This is a genomic window from Streptomonospora alba (genome assembly GCF_000826685.1).
Taxonomy (GTDB): domain Bacteria; phylum Actinomycetota; class Actinomycetes; order Streptosporangiales; family Streptosporangiaceae; genus Streptomonospora; species Streptomonospora alba.
Window position 1 is genome coordinate 158,148 of record NZ_JROO01000010.1, and the last position, 15,045, is coordinate 173,192.

A 15,045-nucleotide genomic window follows, 5' to 3' on the forward strand; every position below is an offset into this window, starting at 1 on the left:
GCTTGACGTGTCTCCGGCAACGAACGGCCGCTTGAGCGGACAGCGGCATGATCACGGATCGCTCAAACCAGGTGGGATGCTCCGTCGGCGGTGGTGACGAGCATGAGCTTGGCGCCCCGCTAGAAGGCGTGGTGGGAGGCGTCGCGGCCGTATCCGGCGATCCCGCCCAGCCGGGAGCGGTTGACCGTGACGCGGGAGGCGCCGCAGCGCAGCGGGGTGCCGTCCATCAGCCGCAGGTTCTCGTGCCAGGTGGGCACCGCCCGGGCCCGGCCAGGTGGAGGCGGCGAGCAGGGCCGGGGCGGCATCGCGCAGGTGGCGGTTGCACTCGGACTGGCCGGGCAGGCGGGGGGACAGGTGGCCGATCCGGTCGGGTGCGGCGCGCATCCAGTGGCGTTCGGAGTCGCAGTCGAGCAGGACGTGGGCGATGGCCACGCCGGTGGGGGCAGCGGGGCGTTACGGTGGCACACGAGGGCCTCCTGAGTATCGGCGTAGGTGTCGCAATCCACACCGGGATCAGGAGGCCCTCCTTATGGTCAACCGCTGTTGGGGGCGTGTCGGCTGTTACCAACGTGCCGGGACATCACATCTAGCGCGAGTCAGACTCATTACTGCGGTGACCGTCGGCCAAGCTCTTCCTGCCACGAGGCCGCTGCTCCCGATAGGTGCCTTGGTGCGCCCCAGGTATGCGGGTTGTGTCGGAGGGGGACTCGAACCTTACGTACATGCCCCTGAACCTGTCTGCGGACCTGGCGCTGGACGGGCGGTGACCCGCAATGGACTCTTCCCGCTGGTCCCGCTGGACAACCATCGCCGCCGTTCTCTTGCTGGCCGCGATCACGGCCGTGGTCTCCTACTCCCACATGTACGAGCTGGCCCAGCGCCATGGCGACCCTCGTGGCGCGCGGCCCTGTTCCCGCTGTCGGTCGACGGGATGATTGTCGCGTCGTCGATGGCGTTGCTGGCCGACGCCCGCCACAGTCGGCGCGGCGGGCCTATTGCCGTGGACGCTGCTGATCCTGGGCAGCGTCGCGAGCCTCGCCGCGAACATCGCGGTCGCCGGTCTGAGCTTCCCCCGGAGCGTGGACGCTTGAGGTGAGGGCAGGCGTGAGCGTCGAGTCAGAGGACTATGTCGGCCAGGCGGGTGATCTCGTCGAGGTCGTCGGTTCCGGGGCCCAGGATCAGTTCGTCGGCGCCCAGGGCCTCGAACTGCTGGACGGTGTCGCGCAGTGATCCCGCGTCGGTGTGCACGTTATCGACGACGATGTCCTGGTATTCGGCGGTAGCGGCGTAGTAATCGGCGATGTTGGCCCGACCGCGGCCGGGATCGCCTAGCGCGAAGTAGTTGTGGGCGACCAGCCGGGGCTGTCCCACCCGCCCGGCCGCCTGCCACGCGGCACGGGCAGCGTCGAAAGCGCCGGATGCCAGGGCCGCCGGCACCGATCCGGCTATGTAACCGTCCGACGACTCGGCCATCCGGCGGTAGGCGGCCGGGGTCATTGCGCCGAACAGCAGCGGCACCTGCCGTCCTCCGGCCGGAACCGCCGGGTTCGGGCTTCCCGGAACGGGTTCGCCCGCCCACATCGACCGGTAGGTCGCCAGATCGCGGTCCATCCGGGCGCCTCGGTCCCGCGGTCCGTGCCCGGGCACGACGAAGTCGTCCTCCCGGATGCCCACCCCGATGCCGAGGGTGAGCCGGCCGCCGGAGACCCCGTCGATCGACGCTGCCTCCTTGGCCAGCAGCGCGCCCGGCCACGTGGTAGCCAGCAGCACCTGGCTGAGCAACCCGATCGTGGTGGTGGCACCGGCGGCCGCGGCCAAGGCGACGGTGTCCATCACGCCCGGATAGGCGACCCTGCCGGCGGTTCCCAGGGTGGCGAAGCCCGCTTCCTCCGCTCGGCGGGCCCAGGCGGGAATCACCGGGGCGTGGACATCGCGGACCTGGTTGGGTAGTCCGATGCCAATGCGCATCGAGGCGCTCCTTAGCTGATACGGGTGTCGACGGTGCACGGGCCGTGCACCGGCCCGCCTCGCGATCTTGGCCAGGCGCCCATACACCCGGGTTGCAACCATCAGACAGCGCGCGCCGGGGCGGTCAGGACGGCGACGGCGTCGTCGAGTGTCGGCGGCTGTGAGGGAGGGGCGCCTTCGTACCAGCCGTGCGGCATGACCGACTGGAGGTAGGTGCCGGCCGGCCGGATGCCGCTGCGCGCCTGGTGGAAATGGACGACGTCGCGAAGCAGCGCGGCGCCTGCCGGATCGCCCGCCGCGTCCAGGGCCAGGGCCCCGTTGTGCAGCACGGCCAGCTGGTTGCTCAGGTCGCCTTCGGTGAGGAAGCGCCGCAGCGAGGTCCGCAGCAGCGGCAGCGCTTCGCCGTCCCTCGCGTCGACCAGGGTCTGGGCCAGCATCAGTTCGCTGAGCGCGGCCGTCCAGACCAGCCCGGAGGCGTCGGCGAGCCGCACGGCGGCCCGCAGCCGGCGCCGGCCGTCGGCGATCCGGCCGGCCATGACGAGGGCGGCGCCCCACGCCATCGCGGTCGCCGCGATCAGCCAGGTGGTCCGCGTCTCGGTGGCGATGGCGTGCGCCTCGGCCGACGCGGTCAGCGCGATCGCCGGGTCGCCTCCCGGCAGCTGGACCAGAGCCTGGTAGTAGCGGACCTCGGCGAGCAGGCTGCGATGCCCCGGTTCCGAGCCCACCGCCAGGAACGCCTCGGACAGCATGCGCCGCGCCGTGGTGACGTCGCCGGTGAAGTAGAACAGGCTGGCCGACGAGGCCTTGGCCCGCACGACGTCGCCGAGCGGGGCGTCCGGTGCGGCGGCCAGGGCCGCGGCCAGCGTCCGGTTGCCCTCGTCGAGCAGGCCGCTGCGGATCCAGAACCACATGAGCCGCGCGGCCGTACGCAATGCCTCGACCGGGGCATGCGTCAGGTCGTACGCGAGCCCCGCGCGCAGGTTCGGCAACTCCAGACGCAGCGCCGCCATCGTGGTCGCGGACCGCTCGCCCTGCAGATCGCCCGCGGCCCGGGCGACCAGCTCGCGGACCCAGACGGCATGGGCGGCCCGGGTCGCCGCCGGATCTGGGTCCACGGACCGGCAGTACGCCCGGATCGTCTCCAGCATCCGGTAGCGCGCCGTGCTGCCGCCGGTCTCGGCGGTGACCACGGACTGGTCGACCAGCGAGACGAGCGCGCCGAGCCCGGCGGTGGCGGAGGCCGCGGCCTCCAAGGGAAAGCCACCCTCGTACGGCCAGAGCCGCACCGCGAGGTCGCGCTCGTCGCCGGAGAGAAGATCGAAGCTCCACGCGACGGCCTCCTGCAACGTCGCGTGCGAGGTCATCGTGCCGTGCGGGATCCGGCCCAGCACGGTGAAACGGTCGTCCAGCTGCTCGATCAGCCCCCGTACGCCGAAAGTCCGCACCCGCGCCGCCGCCAGTTCCAGGGCCAGCGGCAGGCGGTCCAGCGCGTCGGCGAGGCGGCGCAGATCCCGGCGGTCGGCGTCCTGCTCGACCCAGCCGGGCCGGCCCGCGCGGATGCGATCGGTCAGCAGCGCCACGGCGTCGTCGGCGGCCAGCGGCCCGAGCGGCAGACTGTGCTCGCCGTCGACGCCGAGCGGGCCACGGCTGGTGGCCACCACCCGCAACGCGGGAACCCGGTCGAGCAGGTCGACAACGAGCCGGGCCGCCTCACCGGCCAGGTGCTCGCAGTTATCGAGCACCAAGGGCTCCCCGTGCAGACGCAGCCGTTTGACGAGCGCCTCGTACGGGTCCCCGGCGGACCCGGTGGCGTCGACCGCCGCGGCGACCGCCGAGACCAGGTGGGCGGGGTCTGCCACATCGGCGAGTCGGACGACGGCGCCCCGCCCGGCCCATTCCACGGCCAGGCGGGTCTTGCCCGACCCGGCGGGCCCGACGACGGTGACGAGCCGATGCATGCCGACGAGCCGGTCCAGCAGGGCAAGATCGGCGTCGCGGCCGATGAACGACGACAGCGGCCGATCACCGGGCGTCGCGGCCGCGACACCGGTGGCCGCCAGGGCCGGGTCCTGCGCCAGGATGCGGCCTTCAATCCGCCGCAACTCCGGTCCGGGGTCGACACCCAGTTCCTCGGCCAGCAGGGTCCGGACCCGGCGCACCGCGTTCAGGGCGTCGGCCTGGCGCCCCGAGCGGTAGAGCGCCAGCGCGAGCAACTGCCAACGGCGTTCGCGGTAGGGCTCGGCGTGCACAAGCCGCTCGAGCATGGCCACCGCACCGGCGTGGTCGCCGGTGGCCAGCAGCGCCGCGGCGCCCTCCTCCTGGGCGCTGGCGCGCTGTTCCACCAGGGCGGCACGGATCGCGGTCGTCGACGCGTCGTCGGCCAGATCCTCGTACGGTGTCCCGCGCCACAACCGCAGCGCCGCTTCGAAGGCCTCGTGCGCATCGGCGTGGCGGTCGCCGTCCACCAACGCACGGGCGCGGACGAGGTGGCCGCGAAACCGTTCGACGTCGGTGTCGTCGGCAAGGAGCCGATAGCCACCGGGGGAGCGCTGCAACGCCGTGCCCGGCAGCACCCGGCGCAGCCGGGAGACGTACACCTGCAGGGCGCTAGCGGGATTGCGTGGCTGGCTTTCACCCCACAGTCCTTCGGCCAGGCTGTCATCCGAGACCGGCCGCCCTTCCGCGGCGATCAGGATCGCCAGCAGCCTGCGGGGCAGCCGACCCCCGACGTGGACCGGCTGATCTCCCGCACGGACCTCGAACGGACCCAGCACCGCGAACGTCGACACCGCACCATGTAAGCCCATGTCGCCGACAGCGGCAAATGGCGCGGCGGCCGCCGTTCCGCGTTGTAGGCGGCTTGAAAGGCACGTCCTCGAAGCTGCTTCCCATGCACAACGAGAAGATGGCCGACAGCCGCGACATGATCGGCGCGCACGACGCCATGCGGCGGGAATTCGGCGCTATGCCCGCCCTGATCGCCGGCGTTCCGGCGGGTGACGCGGACGGCACCGACGTCGTCGCCCGCCACGTCCTGATGATGGTCGACTTCCTGCACGCCCACCACACCAGCGAGGACGACCATGTGTGGCCCCGGCTGCGGGAGCGTTGCCCCGACGACGTCGAGCCCCTCATCGAGACGATGGACCGGCAGCACGCCTTCATCGACGGCGAACTGGAGGCGCTCGCCGCGGGCGGCCGGCGTTGGCGGGCCTCCGCCGACGCCACCGACCGGGATGCCGTCGCCGCCGTCGCGGAGCGTCTGCTGCCGGCGCTGTACGAGCATCTGGAGCTGGAGGAGGAGCGGATCCTGCCGCTCATCGATCGCTACCTGACCGAACGCGAGTGGAAGGCGGCCGTCGAGGCGTCCTTCGGCAAGGTGACCTTCGCGCGGCGTCTGCTGATGCTGGGCATGGCCCTGAACGAGGCGAGCGAGGAGCAGGCCCAGCTCCTGCGGGCCGCCGTCCCCGCCGTCGTCTGGCACGTCGGCCGCCCGATCGGGAGCCGTCTCTATCGCACCCACCGTCGGCGCCTGGCCTCCGCGAGCCGGGGTTCGGCTCTCTGATCCTCGACCACCGATTTGGCGCCGCTCCGGGCGCTGCCCGTGGAGTCGGGGACTTCGCCCTGGAGGGCCGCCGCCACCTCACCTTTCTGGAACTGGCCAACCTCCGCTCCGGTCGGCCTCGCGCCGCTGCCTACGGTCCCGAATCTGCGCTGTGTGGATCTCACTCGGGCCGACGTTGCGGGCCTTAGGGTACTGGGCGACCCCGCCAGCCGGCGCACTGTGGAACTGGACTGGACCAGTGCCGCCGTGCTTCGCCGACACTGGTCCCAGCAGAGGGCCGAGGCCACCGCCATGGGGGACGGGTGGCACGACAGTGGCTATGTCTTCACCGACGGCCGCGGCGCAGCCATCGCGCCCGATCGGCACAGCCGGATCTTTCGTCGATTGAACCAGGAGAGCGGCCTAGGAACTGTGACTCCCGAGCCCCACGGACGTGGGGACGGACAGATGTTCGGCCGCGCCAAGCCCGCTCTCCTGTGTAAGCGCCTTCTCCGCCTCGCGGGAGGAGCGGGCGTCACGAACTTTGCGACAGAGCCGGCATGTACTGACCGCTGTCAGCCGCAGTCCGGCGCGGGGAGCGCTCACCGCGCTTCCGACTCAGCCATTGCGGCCCTGATCGGCCCCTACGGCCACAGGAGCGGGACTCATTCGCGGTCGGTGGGACTCAGCCGTTGGTCGGCGGCCCTGGTCCAGTCGCGGCGTACCGGGCGGCGATGGTGCGGACGGCCTCGTCGACCACCTGAGCCACGCGTTCGGTGCTCACCTCCCAGCCCGGCACGAGGAGTGTCGGCCAGAAGACGTAGTTGGAGATCATGCCCAGGAACTGGGTGGCGGCGAGGTCCACGTCTTCGACCCGCACCGTCCCCGCCTCGTGCTCGGCTAGGAGGTAGCCGCGTACGGACTCGAAGTAGGGCATCTTCCCGCGCGAGAACTGCGCATTGGCGAGTTCGGGGAATCGCGGCAGCTCGGCGATGACGATTCGGAACAGGTCGGTCATCCGGGGCTGGCTCAACAGCTCGGCGTAGCGGCGACCGATGGTGCTGAGCCCGTCCACGATGTTGCCTGCCGGCGGAGGATCCTCTTCGCCAGCGGTTGACCAGGACTCGGTGACCATGGCGTCGAACAGGGCGGCCTTGGTCGGAAACTGCTTGAACAAGGTGGCCCGCGAGACCCCCGAGCGCTCTGCGATCCGCGCCAGCGACGTCCGGTCGTAGCCCAACTCGAGGAACAGTGCGGTCGCGGCCGTCAAGATCAGTGCGCGCTTCTCCTGGGCGATGCGCTGGTGGTACGTCGATGCGACCTTGCTCATGGACCGAGCATACGAGGTGAGTGGCTTGACTCGCCACTGTCGCCGACCTAGTCTCAAGTAGATGGTGAGTCGCACGGCTCACCACTGGCCGCCGTTCATCACTGGTGATCCCGGTCAGCCACCCACGTACCGAAGGAACAACTGATGCCCCGCTTCGACGACCAGACCGTGCTCGTGACCGGTGGGACCGGCGGTCAGGGATCGAGCCACGTACGCGCCTTTCACGCGGAGGGAGCGAACGTGGTGATCGGCGACATCGACGCCGAACGCGGCGCCGCTCTCGCCGACGAGCTCGGGACCCGCGCTCGCTTCACCCACCTCGACGTCACCGACGAGAGCTCGTGGTCCGCCGCTGTGCTAGCCGCCGAGAGCGCCTTCGGCGCCCTGAACGTGCTCGTCAACAACGCGGGCGTGCAGAACCCGCCGGCAACGATCGAAAACACGGACCAGGCCACGTGGTCGCGCATCCTCGACATCAACCTCACAGGGACCTTCCTCGGCATCAAGGTCGCCGCCCCCGCTCTGCGCCGCGCAACAGGGGGAGCCATCGTCAACATCGCCTCGACGATGGGCCTGGGCGGCACGGCGCACTACGCGCCGTACGTCGCCGGCAAGTGGGCCGTGCGAGGCCTCACCCAAACGGCAGCACTCGAGCTCGGCCGCGACCACATCCGCGTGAACACCATCCACCCCGGCGTGATCGCGACCTCCTTCATCCACGAACCAGCAGCCGGCGCCACCGCGGCAATCGCCGACTTCTACTCACCCGAGCCGTTCGCCATCCCCCGGCTCGGGGAGCCGACCGACGTCACCCGGCTTCTCCTGTTCCTCACGTCATCAGACGCGTCGTTCATCACGGGGTCGGAGTACGTCATCGACGGTGGACTCCTCCTCGGGCCCGCCCTTCAGACCGAGACCGCATGAGCACTCCGGACACGACCGGATGGAACGACTCCGCACGGGACGCGTCTTTATCCCACCTGCCCGAGCACATCCGGCGAGCCATCGAGATCACACCCGCCGCAGGCACCGGCGAACGGATCATCGACATCACGACACTGGGGCGCCGCACCGGCCGGCCGCGCCGCATCGAGATCTTCTTCTACCGAGCTGTGGGCGTCACCTACCTGTGTAGCGGCGCCGGCGGGGCTGCTACCGACTGGCATGCGAACCTTCTCGCCAATCCCACCTTCACCTTCCACCTCAAGAACGGGATCCGTGCAGATCTGCCTGCACGGGCCACGCCGGTCACCGCCCCAGCCGAACGTCAGGCCGTGCTGGCGGAGATCGTCGCGGATCTCAATCAGCCCCACGACCCCGGCACCATCCGGCCGACTCGGCTCGAAGACTGGGCCGACAGCCGGCTGATGCGCATCAGCTTCCGCCATCGGCCGTGATCGCGGACCCCTCGACAGAGGACCTGCTCCCAGGGGCTGGGGGCTTAGTCGCGGTTAGAGCGGCTCTTCGCCGGATGAGGGTGTAGCTGTGGCGCGGCGGCCCCGGATAGATGTCGAGGTGCTAAAGGGCAAGGCTCCTACACGCTCATCCTGAAAACCGCCGCCGTGGCCGGGACCTGATGACCGCACTGATCGACTCAATCGGCCATGCTGTCCCGGCCGCTCTTGTCGAGGTCGTCACGCTCGGTCGGATACTGAAGAAGCGTGCCGACGACGTGCTCGCCTATTTCGACTGACCCGGCACCAGCAACGGGCCCATGGAGGCGATCAACGGCTGCCTCGAACACCTCCGCGGCTCAGCGCTCGGGTTCCGCAACCTCACCAACCACATCGCCAGAAGCCTGCTCGAGACCGGCGGGTTCGGACCACGACTACACCTCAACCCGTGAAGAGCCGGAAAACCCATGCTCGTGCGCACTGCGCTTTCGCAGTCGCATTCGCGCCACCCTGCGCCGCCTGAGATCACGCGAGGAGGGCGGCTATGCGGCTGATGTAGTCGTCGCGTCCGATGAATCCGCCGGCTCGGCCGGGTGGTACGGCGAGTCCGTCGACGAGGATCCCGAGGCGATCGGCGACGTCTTCCGCCGCCGTCGTGCGGGCGGTGCGGAGGAGGTCGGCGTCGCCGGGAAGCAGCGACCCCTGATTGAGGTGCCAGGCGGCGGAGTCGAGGACGACGTCGAGCCCATGGAGGCGTCGAGCCGATTCGAGCGCGCTTCGCCACGGACCGCTCATGGCGGCGAGGAGGCGGTCGAACTCCTCGAGAGTGCGTCGTGTGAGGTGGACTCGGGCAAGCTCCTCGATCTCGGCGAGGTAGGGGTTGGGATCGCCGGGGTCGACGCGGTGGCTGAGTTGGTCGGCGAGAACGCGCTCGTGCAGGGAAACGAGGCGCAGTGTCGAGCGCGCGTCGCTCGTTCCGGGGCCGTCGGGCGCGGGGACGGGTGAGGTGTCGGTTCCGTCGAGGAGCTGTTTCCCAGCCTCAAGCAGCAGGAGCCGGGTGTCGCCTCCGGCCGCGTGGAAGGATTTGGCCATGTCCTCGTAGGCGGTGATGCGATTGGTGTGCAGTACGCCTTGGAAGCCGCACAGCCGCCGGCAGGTGGCGGTGACAGACTCCACCGTGGTGGCCGCAGCGGCTTTGGCGAGGGTGCGGTCGCGGTTGGCGGCGAGCCAGGGCGCATAGGCGGTGCCGCTGTCCGTCGCGCGCGGCTCGGCGGTGTTGGTGCCGAGGCGTTCGTCGGTGAAGTCGCGACGCACCTTCTCGACGTAGGAACCTGTGGCGTAGACACGTGCGATCGCCGAGGCGAGATCGCTGCTGTGGGTGGTGAACGTGAGCGCGGGGGTTCCCGGATCGCCGATGATCCGCTGCGCGTTGTAGCGGAAGGCGATGGCGACCGCGGCGCGGGCGGCCGAGGCGAGGGCGACGGCGGCGAAGACGACGGCGGCGTTGACTCCTCCCAGGGACCGGGCGAGCCGCTGCGTCGGCGTCAGGGGATCGGTGACGCCGCCGCCGGTGATGACGGCGGTGTCGCGGAGCCAGTAGCCGAACGGGATCTCGGCGTCCCGGAAGCGGATCACCGAGTAGTCGAGTGGCACCGGCGCTCCGCCGGGCAGGATCGTCACATCGGCTCGGGGGTGCGGGAAGCGGAACGCGAACGCGTGGATTCCGTGGTCGGAGTCGTCGACGACGAGGCGGGCGTTGACGACCGCGGTGCGTCCGAGTCCGGTCCAGCCGACGTTGGGCATGATCTTCAGCGCAGCATCCTCGGGGGTGTGGAGCGTGAAGGTACCGCGCTCGCGGTCGTAGCGGGCCTCGGTGCGGATGGTGGTCTGGGATCCGCCGCGTCCGAGTTCGGTGGCGACGATCGCGCCGGGGGCGTCCATGGTGTCGAGGTCGGCGGTAAGGGCGTCCAGATCGTCGTCGGTGTGCCCGCATTCGACCAGAGCGGTTGTGGCGACGCCGTAGTGCACCATGGCGGCGTGCATCATGGCGGGATCGACGATTCCAGCCCATTCCATACCGGCCAGCAGGCGCATGGGGGAGTCGTGCAGCGCTCGGGCCGGCCCCAGGGCTCGGCCGAACGCCTGGAGGCGATGGTAGACGGCGCTGACGCCGGTGAGGTTCCAAGAGAACTCGGGCAGGTCGAGGAGTTCGTCGAGTTCGGCCCACACGGGCATGCGGTCGTGGAAGAGCGGATGCAGGGGCATTTCACCACCTCGATGTGCCGGTCGCGGCGAAGGTCGGGCAGGTGTTGCGGAAATCGCCGCCGTTTCCCGGTCCGGTGGCGGGGAGGGCTCGTCTCCCAGTTCGGTGTACCAGTAGCGCTGCAGATTCCAGGTGCGCTTGGGAAGTCGCGGACGCGCCGCGGTCTGGTCGGGCGGGGCGGCGAGGACGGCGTGGGCGTTGGCTCCGGAGAGTCCGAAAGAGGAGACGGCCGCCCGGCGACGGCCGTCCACGGGCCAGGGTTCGCAGGCGGTCGGCACGCGAAGCGCCGAGCCGTCCCAGTCGATGGCGGGCGCGAGGGCTGAGAGGTGCAGGGAAGCGGGCACCTGCCCGTGTTCGAGGGCGAGGACCGCCTTGAGGAAACCCGCGAGCCCGGCGACGGGTTCGAGGTGGCCGATGTTGGTCTTGACGGATCCGACGAGACACGGGCGCGCGTTGCCGCCGTAGACCTCGTGGAGGGCGGCGAGTTCGATGTCGTCGCCGGTACGGGTCCCCGGGCCGTGGGCCTCGACATAGGCGATCTCGCCGGGGCGGCGTCCCGCGTCGGCCAGGGCTTTGCGCATCATGCGAACCTGGCCCGGGCCGCTGGTGGCGACGATATTTCGGCCGGAGCGGCCGTTGGCGTTGACCGCGCTGCCTTCGACGACGGCGTGGATCGGATCGCCGTTGTGCAGGGCGTCGGAGAGGCGCCGCAGGAGGACGGCGGCGACGCCTTCGCCGCGAGGGTAACCGTCGGCGTCGACGCTGGCGAACGCGGAACGCCCGTGGGGCGAAAGGGCTTTCGCGAGGCCGTGGGAGGGTCCCCCATGGGGGTTGAGGATCAGGTGCGTTCCGGCGGCGACCGCGGTGTCGACTTCGCCGCTTCGGAGCGCCCGGCAGGCGGTGTGGACAGCGGTCAACGACGCCGAGCACGAGGTGTCGAGCGTGAGGCTGGGGCCTTGGAGGTCGAAGAAGTGCGACACCCGTCCGGACAGGAAGCTCTTGAGCCCTCCGCCGGACAGCGTGTACATGTTCGGCGGCTCAGCGGAGGTCGAAAGGTCCCAGTAGTCGGAATGGGACTCGCCGACCCAGATCCCGCTGCGCGGCCCCGCGAGGTCGGCGGCCGAGAGTCCGGCGTCGTCGAAGGACTCCTGGACGGTCATGAGTAGCAAACGCAGGCGCGGATCCGAGCGGTGGGCCTCACGAGGGCCGAACCCGAAATGCCGGGCGTCGAACCGGTCGACGCCGTCGACGAATCCGCCTGCGTTCATGATCTGCGGCTCTTCGTCGTCGCGGACGCGGTCGGCCGGGACGGGGCCGACGGCGCTGCGGCCGGTACGGAGCAGTTCCCAAAAGGAGGCGGGGTCGGCGGCTCCGGGGAACCGGCAGGCCATACCGATCACGGCGACGGGATCGGTGCGATGCCGGTCGACGGTGTCGCGCACGACGATGCGGATCGATTCGTCGGGTTGTTCGGTGACGAGGAAATGGCCGGCGTCGACGAGATCGACGGAGATGTCAGCGTGGGTCGTCTCGCTCCATTCCGTCAGGCTGCCGGGGTCGAACAGCGGGTCCCGCCTGCCGCAGACGGCCGTGATGGGACAGGTCAGCGTGTACGGCGCGGGCCGGTAGCGACCCACGGCCGCGGCGTCGGCGCGGATGGCGTCGACGTTGGCACGGACCGCGTCGCGGGCGGATTCGGGGGCCCCGCCCAGCCGGATGACCTCGTCGACTACACCGTCGTCGGAGAGTTCGTGCTGGGAGGAGAACCGGCTCGGAGGCAAGTGGGGAGGCGGCGCGGAGAGGACGAACAATCGTTCGGGGCCGGTGCCGTGGCGTTGGCTGAGCAGGGCGGCCACGGCGTGCGCGAGCCAGGCTCCCATCGAGTGGCCGAGGAAGTAGTAGGGCCCGTTCAGGAGGGGGATGACGTCGGAGGCGATGCCTTCGGCGAGTGTGTGCAGGGATGTGACGAGCGGCTCGTGTCGCCGCGGGCCTCTCCCGGGCAGCAGCACCGGGAGCACGTCTATACCGGGAACCCGCCAGTCCCCGAATAGGGACGAAGGCGCGCCCGAGTAGGGGAAGCAGAGCAGGTGCTGGTCGGCGGCGGGGTCGGGGGTGTGTGCGAGCCACGGAGTCGACGCCACGGCCCACTCCTTTCCGGGCGGGGACTAGAACTGGCTGAATCCGCCGTCGACGCTGATCGCCGTCCCCGAGATGGCGGAGCCCTGGGGGGAGGCGAGAAGGGCGACGAGGGCGGCGACTTCGGCGGGGTCGACGATGCGGCCGAGGTCGCCGGTGTAGTGCTGGGCGGCGGTGGCGAAGTCGGCGCCGGCGGTTTCGATCGCGCCTTGCAGCTCGCGGGGGATCATCTCGGTGTCGGTCATGCCGGGGCAGACGGCGTTGACGCTGACGCCGCGGGCGGTGACCTCCTTGGCGAGGGTTTTGGTGAATCCGATGAGTGCGTGTTTGGAGGCGGTGTAGCCGGGAAGTCCAGCGACTCCGGTCTTGCCCGCGATAGAGGACATGTTGACGATCCGCCCGTAGCCCCGAGGCAGCATGTGCCGCAATGCCGAGCGGCACGCCCAGAACGCCGAGTTGACGTTGAGGGTGAAGGCGCGGTCCAGGGTGTCGTCGTCGAGTTCGGTGACGGGACGTCCGTGGTCGGTGACGCCTCCGGCGTTGTTGACGAGTACGTCGATGCGGCGGTGATCGTCCACGGTCTGCTCGATGAGACGAGCGACCTGCGCGGGGTCGGTGGCGTCGCACTCGACGTAGCGGACACGGCTTCCGCCCAGGTCGGCGACCGCGTCGCGGCCGCGCTCGGGTGACCGGCCCGCGATGACGACGGTGGCACCGTCGGCGAGAAGCTTTTCTGCGCAGGCGAGCCCGATGCCTGCTGTGCCACCCGTGATGATTGCGACGTTTCCCATCGAAGCGGCTCCTTGTGAGGTTAGGCGGTGGTGAAGGCGAGGACGGCGTTGTGGCCGCCGAAGCCGAAGCTGCTGGAAATGGCGTTTTCCAGCGTCTGTGAACGGGCGTCGCCGATGACGAGGTCGAGGTCCTCGGCGCCTTTGCACGGTGTGGCGAGATTCGCTACGGGCGGCACGGTTCGGGTGTGTACCGCGAGCACGGTGTAGGCGGCCTCGATGGCGCCGGCCGCCCCCATCGTGTGGCCGGTGACGCCCTTCGTGGAGGTCACCACAGCGGTCGGTGCTGTGGCGGCCACGACCCCCGCCTCGACCGCGTCGCCCGTGGGGGTGGAGGTGGCGTGGGCGTTGACATGGGCGATGTCCCGTGGGGAGAGGCCGCCGTCGCGGCACGCCTGTGCGATCGCCTCCTTGGCGCCGCGGCCGTCGGGGGCGGGCGAAGTGATGTGGTACGCATCCGACGTGGTTCCGTACCCGGCCAACTTGGCGTAGCGGCTGATGCCGCGGGCGGCGGCATCGGACTCTCGTTCGAGCACGAGGACTCCCGCCCCCTCGCCCATGACGAACCCGTCGTGTTCGGCGTCAAAGGGCCGCGAAGCCTGGGCGGGCGGGAACCGGCTCCCCCGCGACAAGGCCCGCAGCTTGTCGAATCCCGCCACCTGCAGCGGCGTTACGCTGGCGTCGGTGCCGCCGGCGACGACGACGTCGGCGGCACCTGAGCGCAGCAGCCCCAGTGCGGTGCCGATCGCCGTCGCGCCCGAGGCGCAGGCGGTGGAGACGACCACGGCCGGACCGGTGGTGCCCAGCTCGATCGACAGGATGCCAGCAACCATGTTCGCCAGGGCGTTGGGCAGAAACCGGGCGTTGACGGCGTCCGGGCCCTCGGCCATGAGCCGTGCGTGGTTGTCTTCGAGCGTCTGCACCCCGCCGAACGCGGTCCCCATAACGACGGCCACGCGGGCCTCTTGCACCGCAGTCTGCGTGAGGCGGGCGTCGCCGAGGGCTTCTTGCGCTGCGACCAGAGCGAACTGCGTGCTGCGATCGTACCGGCGGGAGAGGCGCCGGCCGGTGAGGCGGCCGGCGTCGAATCCGCCCGGAACGGTACTGGCGAATCCGACAGGTGCGTGCGCGAGGGAGTCGAGGGCGCCGGCGGTCGGAATCCCGGAACAGACGGCCCTCCAGTTGGAGGCACGTCCGACGCCGGCGGGAGTGACGAGCCCAACGCCGGTGACCGCGACCGGAGGGCTATCCGTCACGGTGCTCAGCTCCCGCCTTCCCGGAGACGACGCCGACTACCTGCTCGACGGTGCTCTGTGTGGTCAGTTCGTCTTCACCGATCCTGATGCCGAACTTGTGCTGGAGGATGTCGCCGAGTTCGACGGCGGCGACGGAATCGACCCCGATATCCTCAAGGGTGTTCCCAGGAATTATCTCGTCGGCTGGTATATCGAATTCCTCGCTCAGGATTCCGGATACCTCTGCGGATATATCAAGCAATCTGATTCCTTTCGCGAAATGCCGGTTCGGTGGCGTGCTCGTCAGGTATCGACGTCCCTACGCACGTCTCCGGTGTACGAACGAAGCGAAAATCCGTACCTGTTCGTCCCTGGAAACATCCCCAT

10 protein-coding genes and 2 pseudogenes are annotated in these 15,045 nt (G+C 70.2%); 4 read left to right on the forward strand and 8 right to left on the reverse strand.

Going from position 1 to position 15,045, the window contains the following annotated elements; all coding sequences use genetic code 11:
- Positions 1 to 122: 122 nt before the first annotated feature.
- The 3 genes and pseudogenes from LP52_RS29100 to LP52_RS06890 form a co-directional block, all read right to left on the reverse strand.
- Positions 123 to 432 (reverse strand): annotated as a pseudogene (locus LP52_RS29100) (hypothetical protein); the annotation flags it as partial.
- 684 nt (positions 433 to 1,116) lie between these two features.
- Entirely contained in the window at positions 1,117 to 1,968 is an 852-nt protein-coding gene (locus LP52_RS06885) for an LLM class flavin-dependent oxidoreductase (RefSeq protein WP_040271712.1), read from the reverse strand.
- A 101-nt stretch (positions 1,969 to 2,069) separates the two neighbouring features.
- Complete coding sequence (locus LP52_RS06890) at positions 2,070 to 4,757, reverse strand: AfsR/SARP family transcriptional regulator (protein WP_193789959.1); 2,688 nt, start codon at positions 4,755 to 4,757, stop codon at positions 2,070 to 2,072.
- Between the two features lie 101 nt (positions 4,758 to 4,858).
- Between LP52_RS06890 and LP52_RS06895 the strand changes: the two genes are divergently transcribed.
- Positions 4,859 to 5,533: a hemerythrin domain-containing protein gene (locus LP52_RS06895; RefSeq protein ID WP_040271713.1), complete on the forward strand. Its 675-nt coding sequence runs from the start codon at positions 4,859 to 4,861 to the stop codon at positions 5,531 to 5,533.
- Between the two features lie 664 nt (positions 5,534 to 6,197).
- On the opposite strand, the gene LP52_RS06900 is transcribed toward LP52_RS06895, so the two are convergent.
- Positions 6,198 to 6,842 (reverse strand): TetR/AcrR family transcriptional regulator, encoded by a 645-nt coding sequence (locus tag LP52_RS06900; RefSeq protein WP_040271715.1) that lies wholly within the window; start codon positions 6,840 to 6,842, stop codon positions 6,198 to 6,200.
- A gap of 144 nt (positions 6,843 to 6,986) precedes the next feature.
- Between LP52_RS06900 and LP52_RS06905 the strand changes: the two genes are divergently transcribed.
- From LP52_RS06905 to LP52_RS26305, 3 genes and pseudogenes are all read left to right on the forward strand, one after another.
- Positions 6,987 to 7,766, forward strand: coding sequence for a glucose 1-dehydrogenase (locus LP52_RS06905; RefSeq protein WP_040271717.1), 780 nt, complete (start codon positions 6,987 to 6,989; stop codon positions 7,764 to 7,766).
- Entirely contained in the window at positions 7,763 to 8,239 is a 477-nt protein-coding gene (locus LP52_RS06910) for a nitroreductase/quinone reductase family protein (RefSeq protein ID WP_052809533.1), read from the forward strand. The genes LP52_RS06905 and LP52_RS06910 overlap by 4 nt, the downstream gene beginning before the upstream one ends.
- A 164-nt stretch (positions 8,240 to 8,403) precedes the next feature.
- Positions 8,404 to 8,688, forward strand: a pseudogene (locus LP52_RS26305) (transposase); the annotation flags it as partial.
- A gap of 73 nt (positions 8,689 to 8,761) precedes the next feature.
- On the opposite strand, the gene LP52_RS25685 reads toward LP52_RS26305, so the two are convergent.
- From LP52_RS25685 to LP52_RS06930, 4 genes are read right to left on the reverse strand one after another with little or no spacing between them, the layout of a single operon-like run.
- Positions 8,762 to 12,640: an alpha/beta fold hydrolase gene (locus LP52_RS25685; RefSeq protein ID WP_052809534.1), complete on the reverse strand. Its 3,879-nt coding sequence runs from the start codon at positions 12,638 to 12,640 to the stop codon at positions 8,762 to 8,764.
- A gap of 24 nt (positions 12,641 to 12,664) precedes the next feature.
- Positions 12,665 to 13,426 (reverse strand): SDR family NAD(P)-dependent oxidoreductase, encoded by a 762-nt coding sequence (locus tag LP52_RS06920; RefSeq protein WP_040271719.1) that lies wholly within the window; start codon positions 13,424 to 13,426, stop codon positions 12,665 to 12,667.
- 20 nt (positions 13,427 to 13,446) lie between these two features.
- Positions 13,447 to 14,679: a beta-ketoacyl-[acyl-carrier-protein] synthase family protein gene (locus LP52_RS06925; RefSeq protein WP_040271721.1), complete on the reverse strand. Its 1,233-nt coding sequence runs from the start codon at positions 14,677 to 14,679 to the stop codon at positions 13,447 to 13,449.
- On the reverse strand, positions 14,669 to 14,920 hold the full coding sequence (locus LP52_RS06930; protein ID WP_040271722.1) for an acyl carrier protein: 252 nt from the start codon (positions 14,918 to 14,920) through the stop codon (positions 14,669 to 14,671). The genes LP52_RS06925 and LP52_RS06930 overlap by 11 nt, the downstream gene beginning before the upstream one ends.
- Between the last annotated feature and the right edge of the window lie 125 nt (positions 14,921 to 15,045).